The sequence below is a fragment of the Halobacillus faecis genome (assembly GCF_007991335.1).
GTDB classification, from domain to species: Bacteria; Bacillota; Bacilli; order Bacillales; family Halobacillaceae; genus Halobacillus; species Halobacillus faecis.
The window spans coordinates 1-12,051 of sequence record NZ_BJYD01000023.1; the positions used below are offsets into that span (position 1 = coordinate 1).

Consider the following 12,051-nt stretch of genomic DNA (forward strand, 5'->3'; position numbering starts at 1 on the left):
AAGTACTGCCTCACCCGACAGTAATCAAATTCTAGCATAATCGACTGTGTATCGTCAATAGTTTTAATAGAATTTGTTGAAATAAATCTCTTATTGAGATGTTTTCTGTGCTGCTGAATAAGCAACGTAACCTATAATACATGGTGAACTTTCCCACGTCAATAGTTTTATAGAATTTCTTTGATTCAATTGAAACTATTATTTAGAGAGTAAAAAAGCCCCTTTCTATATGAAAGGGGCGATCAAAAGTGTGCAGTTGCCACCTGACTCAACGTATTAGATTATTTGTGGCAATGATCACTTAACACCTCTAGTGTTAAAAAACGAGCTCACCTTGCCACTTCAACATTCCACCTTCCATGTTTTGCACGTTCCCAAATCCACGTTCTTTCATGAATTCGGCAGCATTCATGCTGCGGCGACCAGAACGGCAGATCATCACATACTCTTGATCTTTAGGCAGGCTCTCAATTTTTTCGGGAATATCCCCAAGGCGTATGTGCTTTGCATTCGGCACCATTCCCTGGGAAACTTCCTCATCTTCTCTTACATCGATTATTGTAAAGTCATCATTATTGTTCATTTTGTCTTCTACTTGTTGAGGCGTGATTTCTTTAATTTGACTCATTTTTATCCCTCCATATTAATCGTTTGCACATTTATTCTAATTTACTGTTCGTTAAAGTCAAGGCATAAGGCCGCTGACAAACAAAGCCCCCTGTTCATAAAAAACAGGGGGCTTACACGTCATTTAATTGGCTACGATGTTAACAAGCTTTCCTGGTACGGCAATGACTTTTCTAACTGTCTTTCCTTCCAGCCACTGCTTAACGTCATCATTTTCAAGTGCTTGCTTCTCAAGATCCTCTTTGGAAGCTTCTTTACTCACCATCATTTTCGCACGAACTTTCCCCATAACCTGAACAACGATTTCCACTTCATCTTCAACGAGTTTGGATTCGTCGAACTCCGGCCAAGGCTGGTAGCTGATCGTTTCAGAGTGGCCAAGCTTCTGCCAAAGTTCTTCTGCAAGGTGTGGAGCCACTGGAGAAAGGAGTTTAACAAAACCTTCTACATACTCTTTTGGTAAAACGTCTGCTTTATACCCTTCATTGATAAAGACCATCATTTGAGAGATTCCTGTATTGAAGCGAAGGGCTTCAAAGTTTTCGGTCACTTTTTTAACGGTTTCATGGTAAACCTTCTCCAATGTTGTATCCCCTGTATTTTCTTTAACCGCATCAGACAATTCGCCTTCGGTAACAAATAGTCGCCATACACGGTCAAGGAAACGACGAGCCCCATCCAAGCCATTCTCAGACCATGCTACTGAAGCATCAAGCGGCCCCATAAACATTTCATAAAGTCTCAAAGTGTCTGCCCCGTGAGAGTAGACGATGTCATCAGGATTGACAACATTCCCTTTAGATTTACTCATTTTTTCATTATTCTCTCCAAGGATCATGCCTTGGTTGAATAGCTTTTGAAATGGTTCTTTCGTTGGAACGACTCCCGCATCGTAAAGGACTTTGTGCCAGAAACGTGCATACAACAAGTGAAGAACCGCGTGCTCCGCGCCACCAATATACACATCTACCGGAAGCCATTTTTTCAATGCTTCATAATCAGCGAACGTTTCCTCATTATTAGCATCAATATAACGCAGGTAATACCAGCAGCTACCTGCCCATTGAGGCATTGTGTTCGTTTCCCTGCGCCCCTTCATGCCAGTTTCAGGATCTACGACATTAACCCATTCATCAATATTAGCAAGCGGGGATTCCCCTGTGCCTGATGGTTTAATTTCCGTCGTTTTCGGAAGTTTGACAGGTAGTTCTTCTTCTTTGACTGCAGTAATCGAACCGTCTTCCCAGTGGATGACAGGGATTGGTTCACCCCAATAGCGCTGACGGCTGAAGAGCCAGTCACGAAGGCGGTAAGTCGTTTGCTTCTTACCTTTCCCGTTTTCTTCAAGCCATTGGATCGCTTTTTCGATCGCTTCATCTTTCCCAAGACCATTCAAGAAGTCTGAGTTGATGTGTGGACCATCTCCTGTGTACGCTTCTTCCTCAACATTTCCTCCCTCTACGACAGGAATGATTGAAAGGTCAAATTTTTGAGCGAATTCAAAGTCTCTTTCATCATGCGCAGGGACCGCCATAATGGCACCGCTGCCGTAGCTCATCAATACATAATCAGCCACCCAGATTGGAAGCTTTTCACCATTGATCGGATTGATCGCATAAGAACCAGTGAATACCCCTGATTTATCCTTAGCCAAGTCCGTACGCTCAAGATCACTCTTGTTTTGCGCTTTCTCAATATACGTGGATACGGCTTCTTTCTGTTCAGCTGTTACGATTTCATCGACTAGTGGATGTTCTGGAGCCACGACGGCATAAGTTGCACCGAATAACGTATCTGGACGAGTGGTAAACACGTCAAAGGATTGGTCAAAGCCATCAATTTCAAAAGTGACCTCTGCCCCTTCTGACTTCCCGATCCAATTTCTTTGCATATCTTTAATGCTTTCCGGCCAATCCAATTCTTCCAAGTCTTCAAGAAGACGATCCGCATAAGCTGTAATCTTCAGCATCCACTGTTTCATCGGACGACGTTCTACGGGGTGATCTCCTCGTTCACTTCGACCATCGATAACTTCTTCGTTCGCAAGTACTGTGCCAAGAGCCGGACACCAGTTCACGGCAACTTCATCGATATAGGCCAGACCTTTTTCATATAGTTTCAAAAAGATCCATTGTGTCCATTTATAATAATCAGGATCTGTCGTATTCACTTCTCGATCCCAATCATAAGAGAAACCAAGTTCTTGTATTTGCCTGCGGAAGGTGTCAATGTTTTGTTTCGTGAATTCTTCAGGATCATTCCCTGTATCCAATGCATATTGTTCTGCCGGAAGCCCGAACGCGTCCCAGCCAATCGGATGAAGCACTTCATATCCTTGCATCCGCTTCATGCGGGAAAGAATGTCTGTAGCTGTGTATCCTTCCGGGTGTCCAACGTGTAGACCCGCACCTGATGGATAAGGGAACATATCCAATGCATAGAATTTCTTTTTGTCTGAATAACTGTCTGTCTTGAATGTCTTTTCTTCAAGCCAGTATTTTTGCCATTTCTTTTCAATGGTTTTATGATCAAAAGCCATTTCATTGCCTCCTCATAATCTCTCTAAAAAAATATAAAAAGCCCCTCATCCCAATATGGGACGAGAGGCTTGATTCCCGCGGTACCACCCAAATTAACACATCTGTGTTCAACTTGACGTCGATAACGGCGACCACACCGGCAGAAACTACTTCTGTTCACTTCTGCGACATCCAAGGCGAGTTCATGATTTTCAAGGACAGCTTCCACCAGCCGCTGCCTCTCTATCACTTGAAAGAATCACTACTACTCCTTTTCTACGTCATACTATTATAACCGTATATTAATGAATGAAAACAGCTTTGTCAAGCAGCATCCGCCCAACTGATTGTCCATCTACATGAAAGGTCCATTCGTGCTACAATACTAAAGAACAATACAATTGGAGGATGCACCATGACGATTGAACGAATTTTAGACTATGCCCATTCATTAATGAAAAAAACGATAGAACCTGGAGATGCCGTTATAGATGGAACGTGCGGCAACGGTCACGATACAGCTTTTCTCGCCGAACTTGTCGGAGAGCAAGGACATGTGTATGCCTTTGATGTTCAGGAAAAAGCCATTACAAACACCCAAGAGCGTTTATTAGAACATGGGCTTGCAAACCATACCAGTCTTATCCATGATTCCCATGCACACGTTCAAAAATACCTGCAAAACCAACATCAAAACAACATATCTGCAGCCATTTACAATTTAGGTTATCTGCCAGGCAGTGATAAAAGTGTGGTGACCAAGGCTGAAGGCACGATTCAGTCGGTTGAAAACGTACTGGCTACTCTTAAGGTAGGAGGGCTGGTGGTCTTAGTTGTCTATCATGGACACCCTGGGGGAGCCGAAGAGAAAGATGCCATCATGGAATATGTATCAGAGTTAAATTCCAAGCACTACCAGGTCCTCCATTACGGATTTATCAATAAAAAGAGAACACCTCCCTTTATCTTAGCCATTGAAAAACTTTCCTAAGAATGAAGATGAAATCCAGCAGGAGGATATAAAAGGCAAACCGAAACCGCGTAACTTCTTATATATCCAGTATGGGAAAAGGGAAAAAGCCTGGTCGTTCAAATCTCACGACCAGGCTTTAATTTATGATACATCTTTGTATTGTAATAAAAAAACGTGGCTTTCTTCCCACTTACTTTCAACATCTCTTTCACAAAGCTTTGAGCATTTGAAAGCCTTCCTACTTTACGATCCGCTAAGTACATGCCAACCAGACCTTCATGTATCATTTGGTGAAACGCTGCATCCGGGAGCCTTTGAATTTCCTCATGGGCCCTTTCAACAAAATACCGGAAGCGGTTCTTCATTTCTTCCTCATGGTCGTAGTAAGCACAGAAGTTCAAATCTCCCTCTTTCTCATCTTCCTCTTGATCAATGTAATAATCAAGCAAGATATGTAATCCCTGCATATACGGAAAATAACTTCTTTCAATTTGATTAGATAACGTTGCATCCATCTTTCCACTAAGCGTATAGGAAACAAGGCAGAAGATCCCCAATGTAGATCCTGTACATGCGGAAAATTCATACCAACTGAGCTCCGGCCATTCTTTTTGGTAGTGCTTAAACCAATTTTGAAGCCTTGGAATCCTCTCATTTTCGATCACATGCTTATGAACTTGCAAATCACCGTACAACTTACCTAACCTTACCGCCTGCTTCTTGACCATTTGATAGTCTTCCGCCTCGGAAAGGACTTGCTGGCACGTGTACACAAGATCATGGAGGTATCCCCCATCATCCTGCTCGTCACGATATTGGTAATAATCCTGTAGTGGGTTACCTGGTGTCAAAGCGTCGATCATAGATTCATGCAACATGCGGAAATCGTCAGGATCCATAGAGGTGCTACGGTCACAAAGGTTGTCCAAGTAGTCACTGATGGTTTGATAAGCAACGATGAATCGAATGGCCTGTTTATCACTGCCGCGGGAGAGAACAGAGTAAATCGATCCCCCTTCACAGTGAAACGTCTTTTCTTCAATGCTCGCCAAAGCTTGACTTCTAAGTTCTTCGTCGGGAATTGATTTCGCCCTTTCAATCCAGTAAGACAATTCATTATGAACAGCAGGAAAAATATTCCGATAAACTCTATACATCAAAAGGACGGCGTTGCCTGGGACTGCACGTGTCAAGAGAAATCCTCCTTGCCGATTTACTTTAAATGATCCTCTATAAAGGATTGCGTATGTTCATAGACGTCTTTCCATTCAGGTTCATTATATATTTCATGATATAGGCCTGGCCACTGTTTGTATCTTTTTTCTTTTACCTGAACCCGGTCAAACCATTCAGCTGTCTTCTCTATTCTCACCATATAATCCTCTTCGGCCTGCATCAGTAGCAGTGGGATATCAGGAAATCGTTTAATATCAGAAAACGCTTCTCTCGTCGCTTTTTGAAATTCACGGTACCAGCGAACAGAGACTTTATCAATAATCAAAGGATCTTGTTGAAACTCTATAATTTTGTCCTTATTACGGGTAATATATTCGGGATCTTGAGGAGCTTTGATTCTTAATGATGGAATAAAAGTATTTAAAATATAGGACACGGCTTCCAAGGGGAGGCTCGCTTTTTTCAGGAGCCCTAGCGCAGGAGAAGAAAGAATAACACCATCTACCTTTGGTTGAGCGACCTCCATCGTACGAACAACTGCAAGCCCTCCCATGCTATGCCCCATTAAAAATACTTTCTTATCGGGGTCCGCGTGTTGAATCCACATCATAATGGTGTTGATATAGTCATGAAAAGAGCGGATATGTCCACTCTTCCCTGAAGAACGCCCCTGCCCTGGAAGGTCCCCATAAATAACGGAATACCCATCTTCTTGAAGTTGGTCGACTAGTTCATGATACCGCCCTGAATGTTCAAAGGCTCCATGAACGAGCACAACCGTAGCACGATCATTAACTGATTCTACTTTCTTCACAGCATCCACCTCTTTTCTTCTGCTATACTATCAATAGTATTAGTATAAGGGGGTTTTTCATGATTTGCGAATATAAAGGAAGGGTACCTGACATACATCCAAGCGCCTATGTTGCCGAAGATGCCGTGATTACAGGGGATGTAACCATTCAAGAAAAGGCCAGTATTTGGTTCAAGACTGTGATCAGAGGAGATGTGGCTCCCGTACATATTGGAAAGAATACGAACATTCAAGATTTAAGCCTCTTACATCAAAGCCCAGACAAACCTCTAATTATTGAAGACGGTGTAACTGTCGGCCATCAAGTCACTCTCCATTCCGCCCATATTAAAGAAAATGCGCTGATCGGTATGGGGTCTCTTATTCTGGATGGAGCTGTTATTGGAGAACAAGCTTTCATAGGGGCTGGGAGCCTTGTCCCCCCTGGAAAAGTGATTCCACCAAACACGCTTGCTTTCGGTCGCCCGGCCAAAGTCATAAGAGAGCTAAATGAAGAAGACATAAAAGAACTGAACAGGATACGGAAGAGTTATGTGGAAAAAGGGCAGTATTATAAAAAAATACGAGAATCATGAGTCCACAAATGGATGACTTGAACAAAAAAACCGTTCCAAACTTTTGTTTGGAACGGTTTTTTCTTTATTGGCAGCGTGCCTTCAATTCTTCCGCTTTATCTGTGCGCTCCCATGGGAACTCCACATCCGTACGTCCGAAATGACCGTAAGCAGCCGTTTGACGATAAATTGGACGACGCAGGTCCAACATCTTAATGATGCCTGCTGGGCGAAGGTCGAACAGTTCACGGACAGCTTCCACCAGCTGCTCCTCAGAAACCGTACCTGTTCCATTTGTGTTAATGGCAATAGAAACAGGCTGCGCAACACCAATCGCATAAGCAAGCTGAACTTCAACAGAATCCGCAAGTCCTGCAGCTACGATATTTTTCGCAACATAACGGGCAGCATAAGCAGCAGAGCGGTCCACTTTCGTCGCGTCTTTACCACTAAAAGCTCCTCCCCCATGGCGAGCATACCCTCCATACGTGTCGACAATAATTTTTCTTCCGGTTAATCCAGCGTCACCTTGTGGACCTCCAATGACGAAGCGTCCGGTCGGGTTAATAAAGTATTTCGTTTGTTCATCAATATATCCGTCAGGAACAATCGGTTCAATCACATGTTTTTTCAAATCTTCCTGAATCTGCTTCAGAGTCACTTCTTCCGCATGTTGTGTGGAAATAACGATCGTATCTACACGTACAGGCTGATCGTTTTCGTCGTACTCCACTGTCACTTGTGTTTTCCCATCTGGACGGAGGTAATCAAGTGTCCCATCATTTCTAACGTCTGATAGACGTTTCGATAGTTTATGAGCCAAGGAGATTGGTAAAGGCATCAATTCTTTGGTTTCATTGTTAGCAAAGCCAAACATCAATCCCTGGTCCCCTGCCCCGATCGACTCTATTTCATCATCGCTCATTTTCCCTTCACGTGATTCAAGGGCAACGTCCACGCCTCCAGCTATATCAGGAGATTGCTCATCAATCGCTGTCAGAACAGCACATGTATCCGCATCAAACCCGTATTTCGCACGAGTATAACCGATATCTTTGATTGTTTGACGAACGATGGATGGAATATCCACGTAAGTATTTGTACTAATCTCACCAGAAACCAGTACAAGTCCCGTTGTCACTGTTGTCTCACATGCAACCCTCGCGTTAGGGTCGTTTTTTAAAATTTCATCTAAAATCGCATCAGAGATCTGGTCACAAATTTTGTCCGGATGGCCCTCCGTGACGGATTCTGATGTGAATAACCGGCGGTTTGCAGGCATTCTTAAAAACTCCTCCTTCTGTAAGTACAAAGTATTAGACGGAACTCTTTACCAGTATGTGCAGAAACTTTCATAAGTTTCATATATGTTCATGTTGCCTCTTTTCACAACCAATGGAGCAATTACATAGGAATATCTACAGGTTATCCTGTTCGAATATTTCTTCATTAAAGGCTATGTTGATCGAGGTGTGAATCAATTTCATCCCTCTGTTTGTAAAAAGCCTTATAAAAAGAAAAAACCTTTCCTATTCGAGGAAAGGGGCTGCTTCCTTTCGCTCTTATCGTCCAAGGAGCATGTCCTCCTTGCTTCAGGTTAGCACCGTGTCATGTCCATGACGGTTGCTGGGTTTCAAAGGGCCTGTCCCTCCACCAACTCTGGATAAGAGAGTATCCGTTCTTCGCTATCGTATCGAAAACCTTATTTATTGTCAATTGAATTCCACCTCTTTTAAACGTATTCGTCCATAGTAAACGTTTGAAAGAAATTCACATATATTATTAGAACACTTTTTTTCAAGAAAGAACAAAACTCACTATTACAGGGTCTGGGAAACGTCCTCATAAAAAGCGAATGGAGGCACGGGGTGAGTGTTTTTATACTAACTGATCCAAAATACTGCATATGGTCTTTTCCCTACCCCCGTATTGGTCCAACGCCTTATTCATACAGGATCTGGTTAAAACGGCACTTTAACAGCATTGAACGGTGGAGGTAATCGATGAAACCCATCACTCGCACACAGAAAGCAAACCTTATTCCCGCAGCCCCTAGATTGAGGAAAAAATCTCGTAACTGAGTTTTCAACAATCCCTCCATATTGTGTAACAAATGAACACCTCTGAAGTTTGACTTTTCAGAATAAATAAAATGTAAGCTTTTTCACGTATAGTATGGACTAAAGAATTCAATGTGTTATACTAATCTCACATTAGGTTGATCATAATTAAATGCAAAGGCGGGTCGACACATATGAGTACCATAAATCAAATGTCTGAACTGAATCTTTTACTTGCCCAAGAACATGTCCACCACCAGCTATCTGTTCCACACTTAGTGGAAAAGATTTTATACCGTAACGAAGGTACCCTGACAGAAAAAGGGGCCATCCAGGCAACGACGGGTACTTATACTGGTAGATCTCCGAAAGATAAATTTATCGTACAGGATGATGTCACACAAGATAAAGTTCACTGGGGAGCTGTCAATCAGCCCATAGATGATCAAACGTTTGTAAAACTCTATCATAAAGTATTGGAATATTTAAAAGAACGGAACGAACTGTTTGTCTTTAAAGGTTTTGCTGGGGCAGATGAAAAGCATCGCCTTCCTCTTCAAGTACTTACAGAGTTCGCATGGCACAACTTATTCGCACAGCAAATGTTCATTCGACCCGATGAACAAGAAATAGAGGATCATGAAGCCGAGTTCACTGTCATATCTGCTCCAACCTTCAAAGCTGATCCGGAGGTTGATGGAACGAACTCAGAAGCATTCATCATGATCTCTTTTAAACACCGAATCGTTTTAATCGGTGGCACGGAATATGCCGGTGAAATTAAAAAGTCCATCTTCTCCGTCATGAACTACATTCTTCCCGAGAAGAACGTTCTCCCTATGCACTGCTCAGCAAACGTAGGTAAAGAGGGAGATGTGGCTTTATTCTTCGGCCTTTCCGGAACTGGGAAGACAACATTATCAGCGGACCCACAACGTCGGTTGATTGGTGATGATGAACATGCATGGTCAAATTACGGGATCTTTAATATTGAGGGTGGGTGTTACGCAAAATGTATCAACCTTTCTCAAGAAAAGGAACCCCAGATATTCGATGCTATTCACTTCGGATCTGTCCTGGAAAACGTAGTGCTTGATCCACAAACTCACCAGCCCGACTATAATGACACAAGTCTCACTGAAAATACACGAGCAGCTTATCCATTAGAGCATATTGATAATACTGTACAACCGAGTATTGCCGGACATCCGAACGCCATCATCTTTTTAACGGCTGATGCCACAGGTGTCCTTCCACCTATCAGTAAGTTGACAAAAGAGCAGGCCATGTACCATTTCTTGAGTGGATACACTAGTAAACTAGCAGGAACTGAACGAGGAATAACAGAACCACAAGCTACCTTTTCAGCTTGCTTCGGCTCACCCTTCCTCCCTCTCCCACCTTCCACCTATGCAGAAATGCTCGGGGAAAAGATTGACCAATTCAATGCAGATGTTTATTTGGTCAACACCGGCTGGTCAGGAGGTTCATACGGGGAAGGGCAACGAATTAAATTGTCCTATACAAGATCCATGATCCATGCCGCATTGGAAGGAGAGCTAAGCTCTGCTGACACTTACCAGGATCCATTTTTCGGCTTGAATATTCCTACACACTGCCCTGGTGTTCCAGACGAAGTATTATCTCCTAGGAGAACCTGGGCAGACGCTGATGCATATGACCAGAGTGCAAAGTCTCTGGCAAACAAATTTCATGAGAACTTCAAGAAATTCACATATGCAAGTGAAGAAATCAAAAAAGCAGGACCGACCTACCACAGGTCATAATCATTGTTTCCTCATCTCCTCATATAAAAAGAAGGCCCCGCTGGAATTCCAGCGGGGCCTTCTCTATACCCATTAAAAGCTCCCCATTGTGGCAGACTCATTTGCGAGATAACGGGGGTTCTTTTGCCGTACTGAGCTTCCGGGCTGGCTCGGAAAAGAAACCATTACCCGCAGCCCCATACCCTTAGATCAAAAAAAGTAGAAAAGTTCAACTGAACTTTTCTACTTTTTTCAAGCACTCTGGCAGCACTTCATCCTTCATCATGAAACTGAAACGATCATTCGATTTTAAATTACGCGGAAGGTGACGGAACAATACTGGTCCGTGCGTCTCAAAATAATGATCCTGATCATCAATCGAGTCAATTATCGCAAAATACACGTTCTTAATGACCGTCCCCCCTTTACCTTCTACATGGTACTGACCGATGTAGAATAGGTGGGAAATATCGGCCCCTGTCTCTTCTTTGACTTCCCGGACAGCGGCATCTTCCGCCGATTCTCCCTCTTCCACTTTTCCACCTGGAAATTCTAGACCACGATCTTTGTGTTTGGTGAGCAGCCATTGATCCTTGTATCGGCATATCACCCACACGTGTTTCGGTGTCTCGGAAAAAGGATGATCCTCAAAAGATAACCGGACAGGGTTGTGGTAATAATCATAAAATGTTTTCATGTCTGCTCAACTGCCTTTAATCCTTGATATATACGTTCTGTCTTTCACCTGTTTAAATCGTACCACAAGCCACGCTAAATACAAACCGGTCAGCAGACAAACTTCACTCTTTCCTGAATAAATTGTAAAAATATACAGAAACATGAAACGATGGATTCTTATGATTCGTACAAGAAAGAAAGCAAAAAGAGAGGAGAACAATTGGCGAAGCGAACCTATGTAGCAATGGGTACTCTGCTTCTAATTCTTTTGCTAAGTGCTTGTGGCAGTGCAGAAGGCAGCAAAATCGAAAAAATTATGTCTGAAGCCTCTAAAGCTAATAAAGACTTACACATTAGAAGGATTGACTAAATGCCATTGAATACACGATGAAAATTGAGCAAGACACGTACTACCCGGAAATGTTCTATATGGATATGAACCTTGAAATTGAAGAGATTGTCATACCGAAGAAAATTCTTAATCAAGCTGAGGAAATGGAAGATATGCCTGGAATATTTTGATGTGGCATAATTGAACCGCTTCTTTCCAAGAAGCGGTTCAATTACTCATTCAGCACACCCATATCCATAATATGATGTCTAGTCGTTTCATCTCCAAGATCATAAATCTTTTGAAACGCTTTTTTCATATCAAGATCTACTTCATCGTTCGCATGATCATTATGATAGGGATTAAATGGAACGTGAGACCTCCAGAAAGACTCAGCGTCTGCATTATAAATCTCATCAAATACTTCCCTTAGCGCTTTTACTTCTTCTTCCGTGGCGTAAATTGTAAAATCATCATTGTTTGCATCGTGATTCAAAGATATTTCCCTTGTTCCCATATTGATATAATACTTATTCTTATCCATTATTCACCC

The 12,051-nt window shown here is 42.6% G+C and carries 11 protein-coding genes, 1 riboswitch and 1 other annotated feature; of the genes, 4 read left to right on the top strand and 7 right to left on the bottom strand.

Going from position 1 to position 12,051, the window contains the following annotated elements:
* Nucleotides 1-316: 316 nt before the first annotated feature.
* Nucleotides 317-628 (bottom strand): rhodanese-like domain-containing protein, encoded by a 312-nt coding sequence (locus tag HFA01_RS12175; protein ID WP_146816606.1) that lies wholly within the window; start codon nt 626-628, stop codon nt 317-319.
* Between the two features lie 123 nt (nt 629-751).
* Nucleotides 752-3,166 (bottom strand): leucine--tRNA ligase, encoded by a 2,415-nt coding sequence (leuS, locus tag HFA01_RS12180; RefSeq protein WP_146816608.1) that lies wholly within the window; start codon nt 3,164-3,166, stop codon nt 752-754.
* 53 nt (nt 3,167-3,219) lie between these two features.
* Nucleotides 3,220-3,434: a binding site (T-box leader), on the bottom strand.
* Nucleotides 3,435-3,561: 127 nt separating this feature from the next.
* On the opposite strand from leuS, the gene mnmM reads away from it, so the two are divergent.
* Nucleotides 3,562-4,137 (top strand): tRNA 5-(aminomethyl)-2-thiouridylate-methyltransferase MnmM, encoded by a 576-nt coding sequence (mnmM, locus tag HFA01_RS12185; protein WP_146816610.1) that lies wholly within the window; start codon nt 3,562-3,564, stop codon nt 4,135-4,137.
* 98 nt (nt 4,138-4,235) lie between these two features.
* Here the strand turns inward: mnmM and tbcS are convergent, their stop codons facing one another.
* Entirely contained in the window at nt 4,236-5,312 is a 1,077-nt protein-coding gene (gene tbcS / locus HFA01_RS12190) for a tetraprenyl-beta-curcumene synthase (RefSeq protein ID WP_146816612.1), read from the bottom strand.
* Between the two features lie 20 nt (nt 5,313-5,332).
* Nucleotides 5,333-6,109, bottom strand: a complete 777-nt coding sequence (locus HFA01_RS12195; RefSeq protein WP_146816613.1) for an alpha/beta hydrolase — start codon at nt 6,107-6,109, stop codon at nt 5,333-5,335.
* A 59-nt stretch (nt 6,110-6,168) separates the two neighbouring features.
* On the opposite strand from HFA01_RS12195, the gene HFA01_RS12200 reads away from it, so the two are divergent.
* On the top strand, nt 6,169-6,684 hold the full coding sequence (locus HFA01_RS12200) for a gamma carbonic anhydrase (RefSeq protein ID WP_146816615.1): 516 nt from the start codon (nt 6,169-6,171) through the stop codon (nt 6,682-6,684).
* Nucleotides 6,685-6,748: 64 nt separating this feature from the next.
* Here HFA01_RS12200 and metK read toward each other — a convergent pair whose 3' ends face one another.
* Nucleotides 6,749-7,945 carry a methionine adenosyltransferase gene (metK, locus tag HFA01_RS12205; RefSeq protein WP_146816617.1) on the bottom strand — a complete coding sequence of 399 codons (1,197 nt, stop codon included), beginning with the start codon at nt 7,943-7,945 and terminating at the stop codon, nt 6,749-6,751.
* Between the two features lie 277 nt (nt 7,946-8,222).
* Nucleotides 8,223-8,333, bottom strand: a riboswitch (SAM riboswitch).
* Between the two features lie 584 nt (nt 8,334-8,917).
* Here metK and pckA point away from each other — a divergent pair.
* Nucleotides 8,918-10,510 (top strand): phosphoenolpyruvate carboxykinase (ATP), encoded by a 1,593-nt coding sequence (gene pckA, locus HFA01_RS12210; RefSeq protein WP_146816619.1) that lies wholly within the window; start codon nt 8,918-8,920, stop codon nt 10,508-10,510.
* Between the two features lie 208 nt (nt 10,511-10,718).
* Here the strand turns inward: pckA and ytkD are convergent, their stop codons facing one another.
* Nucleotides 10,719-11,186: an RNA deprotection pyrophosphohydrolase gene (gene ytkD, locus HFA01_RS12215; protein ID WP_146816621.1), complete on the bottom strand. Its 468-nt coding sequence runs from the start codon at nt 11,184-11,186 to the stop codon at nt 10,719-10,721.
* Nucleotides 11,187-11,554: 368 nt separating this feature from the next.
* On the opposite strand from ytkD, the gene HFA01_RS19165 reads away from it, so the two are divergent.
* Nucleotides 11,555-11,689, top strand: coding sequence for a hypothetical protein (locus tag HFA01_RS19165; protein ID WP_281290497.1), 135 nt, complete (start codon nt 11,555-11,557; stop codon nt 11,687-11,689).
* A gap of 41 nt (nt 11,690-11,730) precedes the next feature.
* Here HFA01_RS19165 and HFA01_RS12220 read toward each other — a convergent pair whose 3' ends face one another.
* The gene (locus tag HFA01_RS12220) at nt 11,731-12,042 is read right to left on the bottom strand and encodes a hydrolase (RefSeq protein ID WP_146816623.1); all 312 of its coding nucleotides are present in this window, start codon (nt 12,040-12,042) and stop codon (nt 11,731-11,733) included.
* Nucleotides 12,043-12,051 lie beyond the last annotated feature (9 nt).